General features: G+C 57.9%; 19 protein-coding genes and 1 riboswitch. Of the genes, 12 read left to right on the top strand and 7 right to left on the bottom strand.

All coding sequences use genetic code 11. The annotated features are described in order from the left end of the window. Positions 1 to 197 precede the first annotated feature (197 nt). A complete protein-coding gene (locus Q7V03_RS19595) occupies positions 198 to 350 on the top strand; it encodes a hypothetical protein (protein ID WP_304927272.1) in 153 nt (50 codons plus the stop codon). A 514-nt stretch (positions 351 to 864) separates the two neighbouring features. Here the strand turns inward: Q7V03_RS19595 and Q7V03_RS19590 are convergent. Together Q7V03_RS19590 and Q7V03_RS19585 are read right to left on the bottom strand one after the other, a co-directional pair. Then, entirely contained in the window at positions 865 to 4,293 is a 3,429-nt protein-coding gene (locus Q7V03_RS19590; protein WP_304927271.1) for a hypothetical protein, read from the bottom strand. A 349-nt stretch (positions 4,294 to 4,642) separates the two neighbouring features. Next, the gene (locus Q7V03_RS19585; protein ID WP_304927270.1) at positions 4,643 to 4,897 is read right to left on the bottom strand and encodes a hypothetical protein; all 255 of its coding nucleotides are present in this window, start codon (positions 4,895 to 4,897) and stop codon (positions 4,643 to 4,645) included. Positions 4,898 to 5,202: 305 nt separating this feature from the next. Between Q7V03_RS19585 and Q7V03_RS19580 the strand changes: the two genes are divergently transcribed. Beyond that, positions 5,203 to 5,346: a hypothetical protein gene (locus Q7V03_RS19580; RefSeq protein ID WP_304927269.1), complete on the top strand. Its 144-nt coding sequence runs from the start codon at positions 5,203 to 5,205 to the stop codon at positions 5,344 to 5,346. Between the two features lie 805 nt (positions 5,347 to 6,151). Here Q7V03_RS19580 and Q7V03_RS19575 read toward each other — a convergent pair. From Q7V03_RS19575 to Q7V03_RS19555, 5 genes are all read right to left on the bottom strand, one after another. After that, on the bottom strand, positions 6,152 to 6,655 hold the full coding sequence (locus tag Q7V03_RS19575; protein WP_304927268.1) for a hypothetical protein: 504 nt from the start codon (positions 6,653 to 6,655) through the stop codon (positions 6,152 to 6,154). Position 6,656: 1 nt separating this feature from the next. Beyond that, complete coding sequence (locus tag Q7V03_RS19570) at positions 6,657 to 6,944, bottom strand: hypothetical protein (RefSeq protein WP_304927267.1); 288 nt, start codon at positions 6,942 to 6,944, stop codon at positions 6,657 to 6,659. Beyond that, positions 6,941 to 7,174 carry a hypothetical protein gene (locus tag Q7V03_RS19565; RefSeq protein WP_304927266.1) on the bottom strand — a complete coding sequence of 78 codons (234 nt, stop codon included), beginning with the start codon at positions 7,172 to 7,174 and terminating at the stop codon, positions 6,941 to 6,943. Before Q7V03_RS19565 ends, Q7V03_RS19570 begins: the two co-directional genes overlap by 4 nt. After that, positions 7,171 to 7,680 (bottom strand): hypothetical protein, encoded by a 510-nt coding sequence (locus Q7V03_RS19560; RefSeq protein WP_304927265.1) that lies wholly within the window; start codon positions 7,678 to 7,680, stop codon positions 7,171 to 7,173. Before Q7V03_RS19560 ends, Q7V03_RS19565 begins: the two co-directional genes overlap by 4 nt. A gap of 335 nt (positions 7,681 to 8,015) precedes the next feature. Then, entirely contained in the window at positions 8,016 to 9,617 is a 1,602-nt protein-coding gene (locus Q7V03_RS19555) for a tyrosine-type recombinase/integrase (protein WP_304927264.1), read from the bottom strand. Between the two features lie 132 nt (positions 9,618 to 9,749). Here Q7V03_RS19555 and Q7V03_RS19550 point away from each other — a divergent pair, with 132 nt between their 5' ends. The 10 genes from Q7V03_RS19550 to Q7V03_RS19505 all read left to right on the top strand — a co-directional run bounded on the left by Q7V03_RS19550 (position 9,750) and on the right by Q7V03_RS19505 (position 19,906). After that, positions 9,750 to 11,027 (top strand): MATE family efflux transporter, encoded by a 1,278-nt coding sequence (locus Q7V03_RS19550; protein ID WP_304927263.1) that lies wholly within the window; start codon positions 9,750 to 9,752, stop codon positions 11,025 to 11,027. A gap of 72 nt (positions 11,028 to 11,099) precedes the next feature. Beyond that, positions 11,100 to 11,192: riboswitch (glycine riboswitch) on the top strand. A 149-nt stretch (positions 11,193 to 11,341) separates the two neighbouring features. Beyond that, the gene (gene gcvT, locus Q7V03_RS19545; protein WP_304927262.1) at positions 11,342 to 12,466 is read left to right on the top strand and encodes a glycine cleavage system aminomethyltransferase GcvT; all 1,125 of its coding nucleotides are present in this window, start codon (positions 11,342 to 11,344) and stop codon (positions 12,464 to 12,466) included. A 9-nt stretch (positions 12,467 to 12,475) separates the two neighbouring features. Further along, a complete protein-coding gene (gene gcvH / locus Q7V03_RS19540; RefSeq protein ID WP_304927261.1) occupies positions 12,476 to 12,835 on the top strand; it encodes a glycine cleavage system protein GcvH in 360 nt (119 codons plus the stop codon). Between the two features lie 85 nt (positions 12,836 to 12,920). Continuing rightward, positions 12,921 to 15,758 carry an aminomethyl-transferring glycine dehydrogenase gene (gene gcvP / locus Q7V03_RS19535; RefSeq protein ID WP_304927260.1) on the top strand — a complete coding sequence of 946 codons (2,838 nt, stop codon included), beginning with the start codon at positions 12,921 to 12,923 and terminating at the stop codon, positions 15,756 to 15,758. Between the two features lie 169 nt (positions 15,759 to 15,927). Then, positions 15,928 to 16,638, top strand: a complete 711-nt coding sequence (locus Q7V03_RS19530; RefSeq protein WP_304927259.1) for an AzlC family ABC transporter permease — start codon at positions 15,928 to 15,930, stop codon at positions 16,636 to 16,638. Next, positions 16,628 to 16,942, top strand: coding sequence for an AzlD domain-containing protein (locus tag Q7V03_RS19525; RefSeq protein WP_304927258.1), 315 nt, complete (start codon positions 16,628 to 16,630; stop codon positions 16,940 to 16,942). The genes Q7V03_RS19530 and Q7V03_RS19525 overlap by 11 nt, the downstream gene beginning before the upstream one ends. Before the next feature lie 94 nt (positions 16,943 to 17,036). Then, positions 17,037 to 17,357: a DUF3775 domain-containing protein gene (locus Q7V03_RS19520; protein WP_304927257.1), complete on the top strand. Its 321-nt coding sequence runs from the start codon at positions 17,037 to 17,039 to the stop codon at positions 17,355 to 17,357. Positions 17,358 to 17,360: 3 nt separating this feature from the next. After that, positions 17,361 to 17,798, top strand: coding sequence for a co-chaperone YbbN (locus Q7V03_RS19515; RefSeq protein WP_304927256.1), 438 nt, complete (start codon positions 17,361 to 17,363; stop codon positions 17,796 to 17,798). A 96-nt stretch (positions 17,799 to 17,894) separates the two neighbouring features. Then, the gene (locus tag Q7V03_RS19510; protein ID WP_304927255.1) at positions 17,895 to 19,268 is read left to right on the top strand and encodes a sensor histidine kinase; all 1,374 of its coding nucleotides are present in this window, start codon (positions 17,895 to 17,897) and stop codon (positions 19,266 to 19,268) included. Then, positions 19,265 to 19,906: a response regulator transcription factor gene (locus Q7V03_RS19505; RefSeq protein ID WP_304927254.1), complete on the top strand. Its 642-nt coding sequence runs from the start codon at positions 19,265 to 19,267 to the stop codon at positions 19,904 to 19,906. Before Q7V03_RS19510 ends, Q7V03_RS19505 begins: the two co-directional genes overlap by 4 nt. Positions 19,907 to 19,961: the final 55 nt, after the last annotated feature.

The following is a 19,961-nucleotide window of genomic DNA, read 5'->3' as shown; positions in this document are numbered from 1 at the left end:
CGCAGGAACCCAGAATGTTAAAGGGAAATGGAATAGCGGCATGACGACAGTGTAACAGCCTAGCCCTGATCTGCGATATGTATTTCTCGCCCCGATCTGTGGACTGCAGGGGAATAGCCCGCGTGCATAGGCTGTGGTCCCAGTCGGCTGGTACACTTGGCAGAGGCATAACGCCCAAGGCTAAGGAGGCCTGAAAGATGATTGACGATGATCTCACACCAGAGGAACGCAAGGAGCTTCGGCTGTTGCTGCAAGAGCGGGCTGCAGAGCACACGCGCCAAACCCAAGAGCGTGCGCGGGTGCTGACGGCGCAACTGCACGCGCAGTATCCGGGATTGGCCCGGTCCTGATCTGGCAGGCGAGAGAGGGGGTACGAATGACCTACCCCCTCTCATGTTTTATCAAACGATTACATGTGCTTGTCGGATTTTCAGCCGGAAACGAGGGGGTAGAGGGGGTACGGAACCTCTGGAGCGGCTGGGGAACCGTATATGTATTTTACAGCGTCAGAATGAGGGCAGAGAAATATATACCCTTTTCTTATTCTACAAATACTCTTTTAACCCCCTCTACCCCCTCTCGTTCCTTGTAATATACTGTAATTGAACAATAATATTGAGAGGGGGTACGCAAAACCCTACCCCCTCGCTACCCCCTCTGATGGCATCGTACCCCCTCGTTTTCCTCTGAAATCCCGCCCTGACGGGCGCACGTCCAACTTCACCACCCAAAACGAAACAATCCCCCATCACCGAAAACACAAAATGAAACCATGTCCGCACCCTTGACACATTTCCCATCACTCCAATCTGCAAATGGAAAAGGCGGCAACCGCCGCCCTTCCGCTTAACAATGTACTGATGATCACGCTGCCATGTCTTGCTTGCCGCCGTCGATCACCGTCAGCTTCACCTTCACGGGTTCTTTCCACATGCGGTACTTTTTGCCGTGGTTATCCTCGGACATTTCGAGGTGTATAATCCAGTCGCCGCTAAGGTGAGGCTTCCGAGCAAAGTTCACCATACGCCTGCCGATCAGGACCGCGTTTTCGTACTTGCTGGTGAAATCCTTGTATCCCCAGTTGTCTATCACGATAGGGCTTGGAGCATCACCATACGAATCCAAGTCGAAACGGTCGGCACCATTCAATAGGTCTTGAATGTTGACCGCTGGGTCTTTCCCTGCGCCCGGTGGCTTCGAGCTGCCCGGTCGGAACCATGTTGTATCGCTGGGATACTCTGCCATGACGTCTACAAGCGCTTGCTGGCCTTCCTGCCCATCATCGCGCGCTTTGTCCTGTTCTTCTTTTTGACCGCATAGGAAACCTTCGATACCAGCATTCTCAAGAATTCCGCCCATCACGGCAGACCAGTCTTCAAATCCGCCACGTTTAACTTTGGTTTGTCGGAGCATGCCCTTGGCCACCCATGATTGAATGATAGTCAGGCAGGCGTGCACCAGTTCGGCGCGGTGCTCTTCCACCCAGCCCATCAGGTCGGGGTGACGCCATCCGTCAACTGGCACACGCTCTTCCGGGTTCGTTAACATCGCATCCATCGGAATGAAGATAAACCGCCGGAGCAATTCCTTGGTGCCTTCGAAGTTATTGGCGGTGAAGACCCAGACAACACGTACGGCAACTTCCACCGTTGCCGATCTGCCCAACAAACGCGCGCGGTACTTTTTCCCAGTCATGGCGCTGGCAAGTTCTGTGCTGGATACAGCGTCTTTGACGTTGTCATAGAAAATGATGTTCGCCCCTTCGCTGAATAGGCTTGTCAAAGACTTGCCCACTTCCACATCACTATCGGGTAGGGACATTGCAGGCGCTACGCTGCCCATCGAGATGAGGGAGCACACGTCAACAAACATAGTTGCCCCGGTGCCAGCCTCTGGCTTGGTGATCACGTGCCCCGGTGTCGCCCCTGCTATCATGGAACGCGCCATTGGGAGTAACATCAGCGCCAGCGAATGGGCGATGACTGCGGCGTCATCGCCTTTGGCTGCCATGATCTCGGCGCGTACCTTGCCCGCAAGCGGGAAGTCGGCAATGACTTCCTCTATCAGAAATTTCACTGCATCCGCGACTTCGGCTTTAGTCGGAACCTCGCTAACGCGAGCCACTTTCAAATCACCCGGTTCCAATATCACCCGCGCCCCGGCATGGTATCCCGGCTCCAGCACAAGGTCGCCATTGGCGGCAAAGAATGGCGTTGTCACCACGCCAAGCAACTCTGGCAACTCCGAGATGAATTCCGGGTCATTGTACATGTACTTAACCACGTCATCGGGCGGGGCTACCGTCCGCATATCGTTGTCGGTAATCTTCAGCCAGCGGGTCACCTTGGCCAGTGGCGTGTAGAAGTCGTTCTGGGCCTCCAGCAAGCTTACCTGCCCCTGCAACAGGTTCGGCGTGGCGTATGCATCACCGAAGCGGAAGAGGCTTGGACTGGCGGCGTTAGCCGCATGGATACGCCCTTGCGCATATTCGATCCGGTCTTCAAAATCGGCCATCACGTCGATAGGTTCAATGTCGCCTGCTCTGGATTTTGGTTTGCGCTTAGCTTTCAGCTTGTGGGCTTTCTCCGCCGCTCTCCACATCCGGTTGTAAGCCGCTGCCTTGAACACGGTCTTTGCTTCCACAATTTCCTTGACCTTTTGACGTGCGGATTCCCCCGCACCAGCTTCCAGCATGCACACCATAAGCGCTTCGAGTTCCGCGTCGGTGGTTTGCTTGGTGAATTCGCTGGCCCGCTTTTCAAACTCGGAAGTGATCTCGGATTCCTTTTCCGCGTGCCGTTCTGTTCGATCCTGCGGCACGGTTTTTTCGTCCGTGGTTTCGGCGTCGTCTTCAATATCCTGATCACCCGGCGGCAACAGATATCCCTCTCCGATATCGGTGAGTAGTGACTCCTCAATCCCCCAATCTTGTAGCATTTTGTTAAGGAATTCGCCTTTCCAGCGCCCTTGGCAGGCAGCGTGGTGACAGAACACTGTCCAGAATCCGGCGTCAGCGTTGATGCAGTTAATTGCCATCGCAGCACTTCCGCCTTCGGAAGTATGTTCACTCTCGTAGGGACATTCGATTGTCACCGCCCCGTTCGGTTCGCTACCAGTCAGCCGCAGCTTGTCCGGGGCGTGCTGCTCCAGCATATCGGCGACCATGAACCTCGCCTTGAACCGGCTGTGCCATTTGTTCAAATTGAGTCCGCTGTCGGTGGTGATTTGTGGCGGTAGGTCACTGGCAGTAGTGCCTCCAGCTTCAAGGAAAGGATTGTCACCACCACCGCTTTTCTGGATAGCAATGTACGCCGCCTTTTTCATCGGTTTGATATCCTCAAACCGCAACGGGTCGCCCTGCACCACAACACAAGCGTGATCCTCTGAGCCTTTCGGATGACGTGGGGTATAGTAGACCCTCCCTGAATCCGTACAGGATGTATCGAAGGTGACGCCTAGGTGCTTGTGCGCAAACCCGGTGATTGCATCCTCCCAGACTTCAAGAGCCTTGGCATGGATAGGGTCCAGATCGATCAGCTTCATAGGCGTTTCCAGCGGGAAGATTAGCCGGAACTTATCGAGGGTCGGAGTTTTCAGGATGATCTTCACGCCACCCTTAATCTGCTTTTTCTGGTGCTCAATCTCGACTGCGGCGATGAATTCAGGCTCCAGCACGGTCTTGCCGTCTTTGCCACCGCTGGCAAGATAGGCTTTGATCTGATCTGCAGTAGGATCAGTGGTGATCCCCGTTTTCGTCAGCACGTGGTCCCGGTCAAGTTCCATGACGTCTTTGCCGTCATTGAATGTGGTGTAGGCAATACAGAACAGGCCAAGCTGTTCGATCTTATCAATCGTTCTGGAAAAGCTTACGCCGCTGTCGAGGTCCAACCCCAGCGCGTACATGTATTCGACTTCCTTGGCCTTGCGGCTTTTCAGTTCGCTACTGCCCAGCACAACGGAAACGCCTTCCTTGTGCTTGCCTATCGGGTGTCGACTGAAACCCCATGCCGGGTTGCCATCCTTGGCGGGACCGCCTTCAATCCATGCTTCCCAAGTGAGGGTCACGGGTTGCCACTCTCCATCGGGGGTGTTGCGGCGATCATGCTGGCCCCAGACTTCGCCCAGCATCAGAGTCGCTGTGGTGCCTAGCAGGCGGGTATAGGCGGGGGTCTTGGTGCCACGCAGCCATGCAGCGTGCCATTGAAGGGCTGGTGCCTCTGGTGTCGGTGTGACGGCTTCCGCGTCATCAAATTGGTGTGGTAGTTCGCTCATAGTGGAGTCTTTCACTTGCATAATGTATGGTTCTGCACTAAGTTATGTACTGTAGTGCACGGGTGTTTTCGGCATCCGTTAGTCTTTCGGAGGTCCGTGCTTGTCACACGGGCCTCTTTTCTTTTTCACTCATAGCGAGACCACCCCGGCGGGAAGATTTGGACTTGCCCAGCCGCCACCCACTCCGCGACCTGTGCCGCAAGAAGTTGCTCTTCCACTTCAAAATCTTCGTCAGTCCAGTTTTCGCGCGCGCGTAGGCCCCGGCGTAACCGCTGTTGCGCGGCGTTCCTTGCCAACCTCTCGGAAGTGGTAGGGCGGCGGGGCTTGGAGTCGGGGGTGTCGTATATCCATTCGGGACGGCCACCCAGCATCAGGCGGACAACTCAAAGGAGCTGACGCGCAGCCGTTGCTCGGCATCGCGGTCAAACTTGAATGTATGGCGCGCCATGAAACGAACGGCTTGCTCTAGGTCGTATGCCCACAGCGCCTTCCCATTTGATCGAAGGCGGCGGGCGCGTAGTTCACCATCGTTCACCATCTGCAGCCATGCGCCGAAGCTGGTTTTGCAACTGTCGAGGGCGTCCCGCATGGCATCGCGGGTGACGTATTTTGGGGTCTCTTTCATTTTCGATCTCTTTCATTTTTCGCTTGAAGCGCAGGTAGATTAGGGCTATACATCTAGGGGAATGGCATCATGTTGTTTTGGCATCACACCTGTGTGCCATGCATACCACACAATAAGTGAATGTCAAACTTTCCGGGCATAACGGTTAGTTTCCGTGTCATTTAGGTATTCCGGTGCAGTTTTCCCTGACAATGTAAGCCAGACTTGCGCAATGTCATTAACTCTATCACCCGTAAGGCATTGTTTTACCGCAGTTTTTCCGTATGTTGGAGGCTCAAACTTAACCAAGATAAGGAGCCTACACCATGCAGACCGAAGAACAGCGCGAGTCCGAGATCATCCGCCTTGCTCACAAGATCGCAGATGATTCGAACAAAAACCTAGACGCCGCGCACAAGGCTTATCTCAGGGCCTTGTGCGCGACGTTGGACGGGCTTCTAGGAGACTAGCCGCGTCCTAAGCCGTGGCGGGGGTAGCAAACATACCCCGCCACAGCCCCTAATCCCTGCCACCAGCTCGCCGCTGGAGGTTCCAAATCCTGATTTGTTCGGGGCTGGTGCCTGTGGCGGGCTGTAGCGCACTGAGAATCTGGAGATACTCGGCTTCGCTGACGCGAATACCTTGCCCGCCAATGTGGCAGAGCCTTGACCCATCCGCCCTTCTGGCAGTGAAGAACGCCGAAGGGGGCTTATTAGATAGTCTGATCTCGGACACAATCGGCCCAAGCTTGAACGGAAGCTTTACCATGATCGGATTCACCATCGGCCCCTCTCCAGATTCCAAGCTGCTGAAATCTGACGCTTCATACCGATAGCTTTGAGCGTGCCAGCACATTGCAGCAGAAACCGCTCGTGGTCACGGGTCCTAATCCATCCGCCCCAAATTGAAACCCGGTATCCTTCCTGATCGGGTCCAAAAATCGTCAGGGGGTCTAGCCCCTCAGTACACACGCGCACACAATGGGAATGCAGTTGGCAGTGGTCTAGTGTGATCATGCTATGCCTCCCATCGCGCGTGCGAGACGTGGCACGGACTTGGTCATATAGATGGCGTGGATATATTCGTGCGTATTCAGCACCTGCCCGCTAGGGGTGAATACTCGGAAGGGCCGATCCATGCGCGGCGTGCTGTCAGGTGCGGGTTTAGCTTGACCGCGTTTCCAGCGTGCCGGGGGTGGCATCGGAGCGAACAGGCTGCAAGGGTCCACGCCAGACTCGCGGATATGGTCAATTATTGGCTGGAGTTCCTCTTCGGTCATTTCAGGATACCCCATGCCCGCGCCTGACTGATCCGGGCAGAGATATTGGAAATCGTAAGCAACATTTGAACCTTCTGCTCATGGCTGTAACCGGAGTCGTCATAATCCGCGCCACTGGTGGCCACATTCAAACGGCGGGCTTCGCTGATCTTATCGGCGCGGTTGGTTTTAGAGCGGTTTGGCATCGCGTTGATTTCATCCAGCGCGGCCTTCCGCACAATCATGTTTCCGGCGGCGATTTCACGAATCCGAATGACCTCGGCAAGCTGTGGCAATGCCTCTACTTGCTTTGAGTATTCCGCTTGATCTAGCGCAGCGTAATTGGACAATGTGAATAGCCGCACCTCACCAATCTTGCGCACAGTGGACTCGTCCACGTCGAGTCCATAGCGATTCTTAATGTCGGTCTGAACAGCTTCACAGACGGCTGTCCACTTGGTTTTAAGCGTCTCTGAATCTGAGACTAGCTTTTCAAACTGTGTTGTATCACTTTCAAACATCTTAACGTCCTTTCGTTGCGGCAAATTCTGCCATCAAAATATGCTGCACATCATTGTATGTAGCTTTCGTGGTCTCTTCTTTATTTGACCCCATCACCGAATTAATGAGGCGCTCTACCTCATCGCGTTTTAATCGCGTTGCCGACTTGAAAGCGGCTGTAAGGTACGCCTCCGAATTGAGCGCTCGTTCAATTCCGGCTTCGGTTCCGCCGCCGAGTCTGTGGAGGTTCCGGCAAGCTGCTTGATTGGACAGAACAAGGCGGCGAATGCTGACTAGGTACGCGGTCATTCGACTGCCCCCGATAGTAGCTGCACCACGTCATGACGGGTCAAATTCGTTCCGTCCCGGAAAGCCGCACAGAGTTTTTCATATGAATCCATTGCCATGGTTACTTCGGCGGCAGACCCATCACAGGCTTGATAGAGGCTGTGGCAGGCATCTGGCGAACCGATGACAAGCCTGCGCAGGATGTCTAGGCGGTGCTGGTGATCGGTGCGGGTGATGGTGCGAACGGTCATGCTGCCACCTTGGAATCTAGCCCTGAATTGACCAAGGCAAAAGCAGGGCTAAAGCCCCCATGCCACAAGGGCAGTTCTGAATTGTCCCCGGTCAGCAAAAACATTGAGACTGGACCGTTTAAAAGTAACTTCAAACGCAAGGACTCGGAGTAAGTCATATACGTCCGCGCGCCGTCGCATAGGGCCAATGAATTGAAGAATGAATTGCGAACGCTCTTAGCGCGTGCATCCATCCGAACATCGCGGCGGATATATGAATCAAAGGATTCTGCCACACGCAGGGAGTCGACGCCCGTGTACAATTCTTCATCATCTTCGGCGGCATATGTGAGCCGATCAATGTAAGATGATGCATGGCGATTTAGTTTCATCACCACCTCCGACAAGTAATAGTGCGGGTGTCGGTCATAGCGAATGATTGGGGTATCTGTGAGGTGGTTATTGACGGTCGTGACTGAGACGTTCGTGATCTCCATCAGTTTGCGTTGCGAAATGAAAAGGGGCATGGATATCTTTCGTGATTTAGCTTTTCGTTACCTCCTTATACTACCATTTCTGGTAGTGAGTCAAATTTACCACACATAACGGCGCATAATCTGCGTTTAACGATTTCATATGTACTTGTGGATTTTAGCGCTGACGCGCTCAATAATTCCACAGAGGCCTAAAGGCTTGAAACTTGGTGACCTGTCGAGGCATCAAAATCAGATGCCCGCCGCGCTGTTGGGTCGGTGTGAGGATGTGTGAGGCGGTGATGTGTCGAGGCTGTGAAAGGTACGCCCGCCGCCCTGAGAACAGGATGGCAGGCGTGCTTTAGGGGGTAGGGGAGGGCGTCAGCCCTTCACCAGTAGGTTATCGCATCCAGCGCCCGCCGCATCGCCGCCATGCCTTCCACGGACTGCGCCAGAGGCTCCTTGTAGTGCCTCAGTTTCCCCGGCGTCACGTGGCCAATGATACCGCGCACAACATCATCGCCGCACCCGCCACGGGACAGCCGATTCACTAGCGTGTCCTTACAAGAATACAGTACCAGCCGATTATTCGTGATTCCGCCCTTGCGGATGATCGGCACGAAATTGTCCGTCAGACTGCCTGCAAGTGTTTCTGGCAGTGTCGGCTTGTTGTATACCTTCCCTGCCACGATTGAGGTTTTACCCGCCTCCATTTCAGCCGCAAAACCTCCGGCCTCCAGATACGCAGGAAAGTCCGCCAAGTGCTTGGCCAGCGGTATCTGGCGGGGCGTGTTGGTTTTGGTGTGGTGAATGCTTAAAACGCCGTTCGATACGTCGCCGTGTTTGATCCGGAACAGTTCGGCGGGGCGCATGCCAGTGTAGAGCAGGACTCGGATGGCCATCAAAAACGCTTTCCGCCGGGACTGTGACAGTTTGCTTTTCGCGTCTGGACTCCATGCATCGCTCACAAGCTTCCACACCAGCTTGATTTGCTCGTCATCGAACGCTTGCCAGCGCGTGCTTTCCACGGTGGCGTTATTCTTCGGCATCCGAACGCGGGGGAATACTAGTTCCCGATGTTCGGGGAATTCATCCGCAGCCCAATTCCAGACAGCCTTTAGACAGGAAAAGTACTGTCGAACGGTTCCCGCTTGGATGGGTTCTATCGCCTTCGGCTTCGCGTTCGGGTCCCCATTCACCAGATGATCGCGGTAGCGCTTTAGGATGGCTTCGGTGTAGTGCTCTAGACCATGGTCACCTGCAAACGCCACCAGCCGCTTCACCCGTCTGCGGTTACCGTCTGCGGTATTCGGGCGCGCGCCTTGGGCCTTGGAATAGGTTTCCATCAGCGCGGATATCCGCATTTCGTCTGGGGTCTGTGATGGCATCGGGGCGAGGGCCTCCAGTGCCTCCGTCAGCATCGCCTTGTGCATGGTGTATTGGCGCAGGTCATACCCCCCTGACGGGGGGGCGAACGTAGGCAAACCCTCAACCGTGGCGCGGGACTGATCACCAAAGGCGAAAGTGAACAAGTTCACAAGACGATTGTACCGCGCTGTTGGGTCGCGAACCTCTTCCGCCAACTCCATCGCTTTGGGAACACGCCGCCACATTTCCCCAATAGCATTTTGAAACCCATCATCGGCGCGGGCTTCGGGGTCAAACGTGGTGTCGTCGTCACCACTGGCAACGCCCTGTGCCGTCATAGAGGCTATTCGTGCTTGAACGCGGGTGCCTATGATTTCCATTTCGCGGGGCTTCGCGGTGTCAGGATTGCGAAGCGCGGCGATTTCGGCGTCGTGTTGGTCGGTGTACTGTTTGGCGAGGTCATAAGCCTTGCCGGAATTGCTGCCTAACGAATGTTCCCATTTGCTGCGGGACAGGATTTTCTGCAGTTCTGGCGGCACCCGGCGTTGATACTTGTACAGGCCTTTGGTGGTTTTGGTGACGTACTGGGGCAGGTCGAAATGCTTCTTCTTAACGCCGCTCATTTGGGCCTCATGTATGGTCATGTATGTATGTACTGCCCGCCATGTATGGAGTTTATGCGCTTGAAGCGCAACATATATCCAGCAAAACCAATGAAATAAGGGTTTCAGCGAGTATTCCGCCACATCACGGTGATGTCGCTGACCAATTCGGTCGGGCTGATGGCGATTTTCTCGGTTGATCTGATCAACATGGTGTTCATCTCGATGCTGAACCAACAGGATATCACGGCGGCAGTGGGTTACGCCGGGGCGATCCTGTTCTTTACCACCTCGTTCGGCATCGGGCTTTCTATTGCCGTTTCGGCCTTGGTGGCGCGGGCGGTGGGGCAACGCAATCTGGTGATGGCGCGGGAAAAGGCCACCAATGGCATGATCCTTGGCATCGCTTTTGGCATTCTCTTTGCCGCGGTGGTCTGGGCCTTTTTACCCGGTATTGTCAGCCTGCTGGGCGCGGTGGGGCGCACGCACGAGTTAACCGTGCATTTCCTGCGCATCGTCATTCCGGCACAACCTTTCTTGATGGTGGGGATGATCGGCGGCGCGATCCTGCGCAGCCATGGCGACGCGCGGCGGGCGATGGCGGCAACGTTGTGGGGGGCAGCGGCCAATGCAGTGCTGGACCCGATCCTGATCTTTGGGCTGCATCTGGATCTGACTGGGGCTGCGATTGCGTCAGTGGTGTCGCGGATCGTGATTGCAGGCGTGTCGCTGATCCCGGTAATCCGGCATCACGGCGGCTTTGATCGGCCGTCGATCGAGGGGCTGAAGGCCGACCTCGCCCCGGTCTATGCGATTGCCGGGCCTGCGATTTTAACCCAAGTCGCCACCCCATTGGGACAGGCGATGGTGACGCGGATGGTGTCGGGTTATGGCGAGGCCGCAGTGGCGGGGATGGCGATTGCCGGGCGGCTAACCCCGGTGGCCTTGGGTGTGATTTTCGCTTTGTCGGGCGCGATTGGCCCGATCATCGGCCAGAACTATGGGGCAGGGCGGATGGACCGGGTGCTGCAAACCTTCCTTGATGGGTTGAAGTTTACCGCCGTCGTCGTTGTCATCGTCACGGTCATCCTGTTCGCCCTGCGCGCGCCCATCGCTGATCTGTTCCATGCCGAGGGGCTGACGCGCGATCTGGTCTATCTGTTTTGCGGCCCGCTGTGCCTGTTGTTTTTCTTCAACGGCGCGATTTTCATGGCAAATGCCGCCTGCAATAACTTGGGCCGCCCGTTGATGTCCACCCTGATCAACTGGGGTCGCCATACCATTGGCACCGTGCCCTTGGCGTGGTGGTTCGCGCAGTATTGGGGCGCGCAGGGCGTGTTGATTGGGCAAGCATTGGGTGGAGTGATTTTTGGCATCCTTGGTGTCTGGCTCGCCTACCGGATGATCATTGCCACGCCTGCCCGCGTCTGAGTGTCGTAAAGCAGGTGCATACCGTCGTATTCTTTTCACTTGCAAGCCCCGCAGCCTCTGCGCTAGCTAAAGGTATCAGGATCGGGAGAATCCAGCAGGAAACTTCTGGTGCCGAAGGAGCAACCGCCCCGGTAAACTCTCAGGCTCAAGGACCGTTCTGATAACAGACTCTGGAGAGTGGTGCGTCCGCACCCGCCGAAGGGATAACGATCTCAGGCGCCCAAGTTGGGTATAGACAGAGGGGGCATCGAAGGGTGGGGATTGGTCCGCCTGATCGGTGCCGGTATGCGTATCCGGCAGTTATGGGGGCGGCTTTGGCCGAAGAATTGTTCAGATTGGGTCTGCATGATCTGCATGTCAGTTTGGGCGGCAAAATGGTGCCGTTTGCGGGCTATGAGATGGCGGTGCAATATCCCGCTGGCGTGATGAAGGAACATCTGCACACCCGCGCTGCGGCGGGCCTGTTCGATGTCAGTCACATGGGGCAAGTGATCTTGCGCCCGAAAACCAGCTATGAAGCTTTGGCCTTGGCGTTTGAAGCGCTGATGCCCGTCGATGTGCTGGGTGTGACGCAGGGCCGCCAGCGCTATGGGCTGTTCACCAATGAAACCGGCGGCATCCTTGATGATCTGATGTTCGCCAATCGCGGCGATCATATCTTCGTCGTGGTCAACGCCGCCTGCAAGACCGCCGATATCGCGCATATGCAGAGGTATCTTTTTGAGGATGCCGAGGTGATCCCGGTTCTGGATCGCGGGCTGTTGGCGCTGCAAGGCCCGCAGGCCGAAGCAGCTTTGGCACGGTTGATCCCTGGCGTGGCTGCGATGCGCTTTATGGATGTAGCCGTGCTGCCGTGGCAGGGTGCTGATCTGTGGATTTCCCGCTCGGGCTACACGGGCGAAGATGGCTTCGAAATCTCAATTCCCAACGCGCACCTGCATAGCTTTGCTCAGGTGTTGCTCGACCAGCCCGAAGTCATGCCCATCGGCCTTGGTGCGCGCGACAGCTTGCGGCTTGAGGCCGGGCTTTGCCTCTATGGCCATGACATCGACACCACCACCAGCCCAGTTGAGGCGGGGCTGACTTGGGCGATCCAGAAGGCGCGCCGCGCAGGTGGCGCGCGCGCAGGCGACTTCCCCGGCGAGGCCCGCATCCTGCAAGAACTGGCGGAGGGCCCCGAGCGCAAGCGTGTCGGCCTGCGCCCGGAAGGCCGTGCGCCGATGCGCGAGCATACCGAGCTGTTTACCCCCAATGCCACGCCTTTGGGCCAAGTCACCTCGGGCGGCTTTGGCCCAAGCGTCAACGCGCCGATTGCGATGGGCTATGTCGCAGCCGCGTTTGCCAGCCCCGGCACGGCGCTGGAAGGCGAGGTGCGCGGCAAGCGTCTGCCTGTCACCGTCGCGACCATGCCTTTCCATCCAACCACCTACAAACGCTGAGGACACCCGATGAAATACACAAAAGATCACGAATGGCTGCGCGTCGAGGGCGATGTGGTGGTGGTTGGCATCACCGAACATGCCGCAACCGCGCTGGGCGATGTGGTGTTCATTGAGCTTCCCGAAGTGGAAACCGTGGTCGCCGAGGGTGACGAGGTTTGCGTTATCGAAAGCGTCAAGGCCGCGTCGGACATTCTCGCGCCATTGGATGGTGAGATCACCGAGGTTAACACCAAACTGGTCGATAATCCGGCACTGGTGAACGAAGACCCCACCGGGGCCGCTTGGTTCTTCAAGATCAGGATCGACGATCTGTCGGTGCTGGATGCCATGATGGACGAAGACGAATACAACGATCTGATCGGCTGATCGGGGCGTCAGGCCCGCAAGATTTTTGCGAACATTCTGGCCCCCGATTCCCGGGGTCTGGTTCTTGCATCCAAAGGGGAGCGCAATGAGCTTCACACCCGTTGACTATGATCCCTACGATTTCGCCAACCGCCGCCACATCGGCCCGTCACCGTCTGAAATGCAGGCGATGCTGAAAGTGGTTGGCGTGGCTGACCTTGACGCGCTGATTGATGAAACCGTCCCCGCGTCCATCCGCCAAAGCATTCCTTTGGGCTGGGCTCCGCTGTCGGAACATGACCTGCTGGCGCGGATGCGCGCGGTGGCGGGGCGCAATAAGGTAATGACCAGTCTGATCGGGCAGGGCTATTACGGCACGGTGACGCCGCCCGCAATTCAGCGCAATATCCTAGAGAATCCCGCGTGGTATACCGCCTATACCCCCTACCAGCCCGAAATTGCGCAGGGCCGACTTGAGGCTTTGCTCAATTATCAAACCATGGTCGCCGATCTGACTGGCCTTCCCTTTGCCAACGCATCCTTGCTGGATGAAGCCACAGCAGCGGCTGAAGCGATGACCATGGCCCAGCGTGTCGCCAAATCGAAAGCGAAAAAGTTTTTCGTGGATGAACATTGCCACCCCCAAACCATCGGCGTGATCCAAACCCGTGCCAAGGCTTTGGGCATCGAAGTGATCATCGGCGATCCTGAAACCCTGCAACCGGCTCAGATCTTCGGCGCGATCTTCCAATATCCCGGCACTTGGGGCGATGTCCGCGATCTGACCCCATGGATTGACGCCATGCACGCTGCCAAAGCGATTGCGGTGGTGGCGACTGACTTGCTTGCCCTCTGCATGTTGAAAGAACCGGGGGCGATGGGCGCCGATATTGCGGTCGGCTCCAGCCAGCGCTTTGGCGTGCCTTTGGGGTATGGTGGTCCGCATGCGGCGTTTTTCGCCTGTAAGGACGAACACAAACGCCAGATGCCGGGGCGGATCGTCGGCGTCTCCATCGACAGCCACGGCAACAAGGCCTACCGCCTTTCCCTGCAAACCCGCGAGCAGCATATCCGCCGCGAAAAGGCGACCAGCAACGTCTGCACCGCGCAGGCTTTGCTTGCGGTGATGGCCTCAATGTATGCGGTGTTTCATGGCCCACTAGGTCTGCGCGCTATTTCCGAGCGGGTACATTCGCTGACCGTGCGTTTGGCGAAAGCCCTGCGCGACGCGGGGGCAACCCTGCCGCAGAAGCAGTTTTTCGATACGATCACCGTGGATGTTGGCGTTGGCCAAGCCGGGATTCTGGCGGCGGCGCGGCTGGAAGGGCTGAATTTCCGCAAGGTGGGCCGCGATCATGTCGGTATCAGCTTGGATGAAACCAGCAACGAAGATGTTCTCCGCCGGGTGCTGCGGGCGTTTGGAATTCAAGACTCGCCCCCCGCAAAGGCAGAACTGGGCTTTGCCGAAGCGATGCTGCGGGAAACTGAGTATCTGACCCATCCGGTGTTCCACATGAACCGGGCGGAATCGGAAATGATGCGCTATATGCGGCGGTTGTCGGATCGCGATCTGGCACTGGATCGCGCGATGATTCCACTGGGGTCTTGCACGATGAAGCTGAATGCTGCCGCCGAGATGATGCCGATCACCTGGCCCGAGTTTGGCTCATTGCATCCGTTTATCCCGGCAGATCAGGCGCTGGGCTACCGCGAGGCGATCGAGGATTTGTCGCATAAGCTGTGTGAAATCACCGGCTACGATGCCTTCTCGATGCAGCCCAATTCCGGCGCGCAGGGCGAATATGCTGGCCTGTTGACCATCGCCGCCTATCATCGTTCGCGCAATGAAGGCCACCGCAACATCTGCCTGATCCCGGTTTCGGCACATGGCACCAATCCGGCCTCGGCGCAGATGGCGGGGATGGAGGTGGTGGTGGTGAAAGCCATGCCGAATGGTGACGTCGATGTAGAGGATTTCCGAGCCAAAGCCACCGCTGCGGGTGCCAACCTAGCCGCTTGCATGATCACTTACCCCTCAACCCACGGCGTTTTTGAGGAAACCGTGCGCGATATCTGCCGGATCACCCATGAATTTGGCGGGCAGGTCTATCTTGACGGCGCGAATATGAACGCGCTGGTGGGCCTCGTGAAACCCGGTGAGATCGGCTCGGATGTCAGCCACCTTAACCTGCACAAAACCTTCGCGATCCCGCATGGCGGGGGTGGGCCGGGGATGGGGCCGATTGGGGTGAAATCGCATCTTGCGGCGTTCCTGCCGGGACATTCTGAAACGGGCGGCGAGGGTGCGGTTTCTGCGGCTCCTTATGGCAGTGCCTCGATCCTGCTGATCTCTTGGGCCTATTGTCTGATGATGGGCGGCGAGGGGCTGACGCAGGCGACGCGGGTGGCGATCTTGAACGCCAATTACATCGCGGCACGGCTGAAAGGGGCGTATCCGATCTTGTTCATGGGCAACAAGGGACGGGTGGCGCATGAATGTATTCTTGATACACGGCCATTTGCCGAGGTCGGCGTTACCGTTGATGACATCGCGAAGCGGCTGATTGATAACGGCTTCCATGCCCCTACCATGTCTTGGCCGGTGTCGGGGACGTTGATGGTGGAGCCTACGGAATCCGAAACCAAGGCCGAGATTGACCGCTTTATCACGGCTTTGCTGGCGATCCGGGCCGAGATCAAGGCGGTCGAAGACGGCGAGATTTCCAGCGAGGACAGCCCGCTGCGGCACGCGCCGCATACGGTGGAAGATCTGGTTGCCGATTGGACCCGAAAATACCCGCGCGAGCAGGGCTGTTTCCCGCCGGGGGCGTTCCGGGTGGATAAATATTGGCCGCCAATTGGGCGGGTTGATAACGTCTATGGCGACCGAAATCTGATCTGTATTTGCCCGCCTTTGGAAAGCTATATCGAGGCGGCAGAGTGAGGTCCCAACTCGGGACCTTTTAGAATCGTTTTTTATCAGTGACTTAGGGTTGTCGATTTAACCATTTGTTAAGAAATGGCCCCGCCGAGACTTAGGTGGGGCCGTTTTCTTATGACGTGACAAAAAGCGGCGCGTTGACCAAATCCGCTGAACCGCTTAGCAAAGCGCCATGAGCCTTCACGCGCCAAAATCCACCTTCACTGCGGGCCTTGTCACCGCCCTGCCGATTGCTTTGGGCTATTTCCCCATCGCGTTTTCCTTCGGGGTTGCTGCGACGCGGGCGGGGCTGACCGGGCTTGAGGCGTTTGGGCTGTCCCTGATCATCTACGCAGGGGCCGCGCAGTTTTTGGCTTTGGCGCTGATCACCGGGGGCGCTCCGGTTCTGGTGTCGGCATTTACGCTGGTGGCGATGAACATCCGGCATGTGCTGTATGGCCCGGCCTTGATCAAACGCGTCGGGCCTGATGCGCGCACCAAGCACGCTTGGGCTTGGGCGTTTGGGCTGACCGATGAGGTGTTTGGTGCGGCGCTTGGGGCGTTGGCGCGGGGAAAAGTGGTATTTTCCGAGGCGTTCATGTTTGGTCTGGGGCTGGCGGCTTATGGGTCATGGCTGTCGGGCACGGCTTTGGGGGCGTTTGCGGGGGGGGCTGCCTTGCAGAATTATCCGGTGATCGACGCGGCTTTGGGCTTCATGCTGCCCGCGTTGTTTTTGGCGCTGCTGCTGTCCATCCTCTCAAAGCTGCAACTGCCGGTGATTGCGGTGGCGATGGCGGCCACGGTGGCGGTGACGCTGGCATGGTCGGGCACGGCGGGGATTTTGGCGGGCATGGTTGCGGGCGCGGTAAGCGGGTTATTGGTAAGGCGCAATGATGCGGCTTGAGATTTTGACTTTGGCGTTGATCGTGGGCGCTTGCACTTGGGCGTTTCGGTTTTTTCCCACCAAGGCGGATCTGTCGGGGATCAAGCCAGACGGGGTGCTGGCACGGTTTTTGGCCTCAACCGGGCCTGCGGCGATCGCGACCTTGTTTGTCGCCTCGGTGCTGCCAATGATGAAGGGCGGCGTGCCGCTGCCGTTGGGGATTGGTACGGCGTCGGTGCTGGCGGTTTATGCCGCCGCGCGTTCAGTCGTGATGGCGACGCTGGCGGGTTCGGTGGGTTATGGGCTGGCGGTCTGGCTGCTTTAGCGGGATGAGCGTTTGGGTGATGGATACTTACCCTGCTTTAGATCATAGTCGAGCCTAAGCGTTGTGCTAAAATACCGACGAGCAGGAGATAATGATGTTGGAAATTGTAGCCGCGAAAGTGGTGGAAATTATTTACCTGTCGCGCGAAACCACGGCTTCGGCCGCGGCCGAGTTGCGCGGTTTGCTGGATGCGTTGAACGTCGATGAAAAAGCGCATCTGACGGCGCTAGCTTGGGTCGGGCGCGGCACCTATGCGCCCGAAGAATTTGGCCAAGCGGTGGTGGTGGCGGAAGTCGAGGCCTCGGCCCCCACGGCGGAATATCTGCTGGGCATGACCGATCTGGCCGAAAACCTTGAGGCCGGACTAGAGTCGATGGGCATTGATGTGACCTCAGAAGAAGAGGATTTGCTGTAAGCGATGGCAGACGCGGTCAAGCTAAGCTGTGCCACGTGCGGGCAGATGAACCGGGTCGCGGTGGACCGGTTGTCGGCTGGGCCGAAATGCGGCGCTTGCGGGGATCCCTTGGCGGATGGCCGGGTGATCGAGTTCGACGCGGGCGGGCATGACAAGGCAACGCGGGGCGACGAGCTGGCGCTGCTGGTGGATTACTGGGCGCCGTGGTGCGGGCCGTGCCGGGCGATGGCACCCGAATTTGTCAAGGCGGCCAAGGCGTTGCAGGGACGCGCCCGTTTGGCCAAGCTGAACACCGAGGATAATCCGCAGATCGCGCAGCGGGCGCGGATTCAGGGGATCCCCGCGCTGGTGCTCTACCTGCGGGGGCGTGAGGTGGCGCGGTTGGCGGGCGCGCGTCCGGCCAGTGAGATCGTGGCGTTTGTGCAGAGCAACCTGGGATAGCCAAGCCGCAGGCTTTTCCGCAAGCCACGCGGCAAAAAGCTTTTGGGTGTTTGGGGCGCAAGCGGTGTAAGCTGACTGCCTAATACCGGGGCGAATATGGCGCATTTCGACTTCACGGCGTGGTCAAGGCTGTCGCTGGTGCAGCAATTCGCGCTGGCGGGTGGCTTGGTGATGTTGGTGTCGGCGGGTTTGGGGGGGTCGGTCGTCTCAAACCGCATCGAAGAGGTGGTGGTGCGCAACACCGCCAATGCCACGGCGCTGTATATGGAAAGCTTTATCGCGCCGCTGACGCAGGATTTGGCGCGGCGCTCGGATATGACCGAAGACTCGCGGGTGAAAATCGGCGCATTGCTGGCCGATACCGCGCTGGGCAAACGGGTGGTCAGCTTTAAGATTTGGCGGCCCGGCGGGCTGGTGGTGGATGCCTCTAATCTTGAAACCGTGGGCAAGCGGTTTCCGCCGACCGAGAATTTGAAACAGGCGTGGGGCGGCGAGGTGCGCGCCGATTTCAACGACACTAAGGATGAAGAAGACGCGGCCGAGCACGCTTTGGGCATCCCGCTGCTGGAGATCTACAGCCCGATCCGTGAGATCAAATCCGGCAAGGTGATCGCGGTGGCAGAGTTTTACGAGGTGGCCACCCAGTTGAAGCAAGACCTGATGCGGGCGCGGGCAATCGGTTGGTTGACGGTGGCGGGCGCGATGGGGCTGATCGCGGCGGCGATGTTCGCGGTGGTGCTGCGCGGCTCTCGCACGATTGATCGCCAGTTGGGTGCGCTCAAGGATATGGCGGCGCGCAACCTTGCGCTGCGCCTGCGGGTGCAGGGGGCGGCGGCGCGGTTTGCCTCGGTCAACGATCAGGCATTGCGGCGGATTGGGGCGGATTTGCACGATGGCCCGGCACAGTTGATGGGCTTTGCGGCGCTGCGGTTGGATGCGTTGCAGGGGCAGGTCTCGGGGCGCGCGGCAGAGGATTTGGCTTCGGTGCAGCGCGCGGTGAAGGATTCAATTTCGGAAATTCGCAGCATCGCGCGTGGCTTATCACTGCCGGATATCGAGCAGAAATCGCTGGAAGATATTCTGCGCGGCGTGACCGAGGCGCATGCGGCCCGCACCGGCACGGCGGTGGCTTTGCACTGCCAAGCGGTCAGCGGCCTGCCCGCTGCGGTGAAAATCTGCTGCTATCGCTTCGTGCAGGAAGGGCTGAACAACGCATGGCACCATGCCGAGGCGCGCGGCCAAGAGGTGCGGGTCAGCTTGCGCGGCGATCTGTTAGAGGTGCAAGTGCTGGACCGGGGTGCGGGGTTCGCGCAGCTGCCCGTTGATTTTCTGCGCGAGGATGCCGGGCTGGGCCTTGCCGGATTGGCGGATCGGGTGGAAAGTCTGGGCGGCCATATCAGCTTTGCCAATCGCAGCGATGGGCCGGGTGCGCAGTTGCGGATGACATTGGATTTGAAGGAAGCCCTATGACCGATATCCGTCTGATCTTGGCCGATGATCACCCGATTTACCGCGACGGCGTGGCGCGCACGCTGGCGGATGCGGGCGGGATTGATGTGGTCGGCCAAGCGCAGGACGGCGAGACGGCGGCGCGGCTTAGCCTGTTGTTGAAGCCAGATCTGGTGTTGCTGGATGTCTCGATGCCGAAGGGTGGCGGCCTGGGGGCTTTGGCCCTGATCATGAAAATGGAAAAGCCGCCCTTGGTCGCGATGTTGACCGCATCCGAGGATGAGGGCGATCTGATGACGGCGCTGAAGGCGGGGGCGGCGGGTTATATTCTGAAAGGGGTGGGGGCCAGCGAATTGGTCGAACTGGTGCGCGATCTGGCGGCGGGGCGGTCTTATGTCTCACCCGGATTGGCGGGACGGCTGTTGGTGGCGCTGCGCGGCAAGCCGGTGGGTGCGCCCAATCCCTTGGCCGATCTGTCGCGCCGCGAGGAGGACATTTTGCGGCTGGTGGCGACCGGGCTGTCCAACAAAGAGGTCGGCGCCAAACTGGATATTCAGGAAAAAACCGTCAAGCATTACATGACCTCGATCCTGCAAAAGCTGCATGTGCGCAACCGGGTCGAGGCCGCGATGCTGGCGCGGGTGCATCTGAAGGACTGAAGGTTTATCAGACCATCGGCGGATTTTGCCTGTGAAAATCGCTGGGCTATGGTCC

The sequence above is a fragment of the Cypionkella sp. genome (assembly GCF_030652235.1).
In the GTDB taxonomy this organism is placed as follows: Bacteria; Pseudomonadota; Alphaproteobacteria; order Rhodobacterales; family Rhodobacteraceae; genus Cypionkella.
Note: the sequence above shows the minus strand (reverse complement) of the source record. Positions and strands in the feature narration are given on the sequence as shown.

Excerpts from the sequence above, each read along its gene's own strand:
- Q7V03_RS19565 (WP_304927266.1), bottom strand. The coding sequence starts at position 7,174 with ATGACCGTTCGCACCATCACCCGCACCGATCACCAGCACCGCCTAGAC.
- Q7V03_RS19515 (WP_304927256.1), top strand. The coding sequence starts at position 17,361 with ATGGCAGACGCGGTCAAGCTAAGCTGTGCCACGTGCGGGCAGATGAAC.
- Q7V03_RS19520 (WP_304927257.1), top strand. The coding sequence starts at position 17,037 with ATGTTGGAAATTGTAGCCGCGAAAGTGGTGGAAATTATTTACCTGTCG.
- gcvP (WP_304927260.1), top strand. The coding sequence starts at position 12,921 with ATGAGCTTCACACCCGTTGACTATGATCCCTACGATTTCGCCAACCGC.
- Q7V03_RS19595 (WP_304927272.1), top strand. The coding sequence starts at position 198 with ATGATTGACGATGATCTCACACCAGAGGAACGCAAGGAGCTTCGGCTG.
- Q7V03_RS19530 (WP_304927259.1), top strand. The coding sequence starts at position 15,928 with ATGAGCCTTCACGCGCCAAAATCCACCTTCACTGCGGGCCTTGTCACC.
- Q7V03_RS19550 (WP_304927263.1), top strand. The coding sequence starts at position 9,750 with ATGTCGCTGACCAATTCGGTCGGGCTGATGGCGATTTTCTCGGTTGAT.
- Q7V03_RS19510 (WP_304927255.1), top strand. The coding sequence starts at position 17,895 with ATGGCGCATTTCGACTTCACGGCGTGGTCAAGGCTGTCGCTGGTGCAG.
- Q7V03_RS19555 (WP_304927264.1), bottom strand. The coding sequence starts at position 9,617 with ATGAGCGGCGTTAAGAAGAAGCATTTCGACCTGCCCCAGTACGTCACC.
- Q7V03_RS19570 (WP_304927267.1), bottom strand. The coding sequence starts at position 6,944 with ATGACCGCGTACCTAGTCAGCATTCGCCGCCTTGTTCTGTCCAATCAA.
- Q7V03_RS19525 (WP_304927258.1), top strand. The coding sequence starts at position 16,628 with ATGCGGCTTGAGATTTTGACTTTGGCGTTGATCGTGGGCGCTTGCACT.
- Q7V03_RS19590 (WP_304927271.1), bottom strand. The coding sequence starts at position 4,293 with ATGCAAGTGAAAGACTCCACTATGAGCGAACTACCACACCAATTTGAT.
- gcvH (WP_304927261.1), top strand. The coding sequence starts at position 12,476 with ATGAAATACACAAAAGATCACGAATGGCTGCGCGTCGAGGGCGATGTG.
- Q7V03_RS19505 (WP_304927254.1), top strand. The coding sequence starts at position 19,265 with ATGACCGATATCCGTCTGATCTTGGCCGATGATCACCCGATTTACCGC.
- Q7V03_RS19585 (WP_304927270.1), bottom strand. The coding sequence starts at position 4,897 with ATGAAAGAGACCCCAAAATACGTCACCCGCGATGCCATGCGGGACGCC.
- Q7V03_RS19575 (WP_304927268.1), bottom strand. The coding sequence starts at position 6,655 with ATGTTTGAAAGTGATACAACACAGTTTGAAAAGCTAGTCTCAGATTCA.
- Q7V03_RS19560 (WP_304927265.1), bottom strand. The coding sequence starts at position 7,680 with ATGCCCCTTTTCATTTCGCAACGCAAACTGATGGAGATCACGAACGTC.
- Q7V03_RS19580 (WP_304927269.1), top strand. The coding sequence starts at position 5,203 with ATGCAGACCGAAGAACAGCGCGAGTCCGAGATCATCCGCCTTGCTCAC.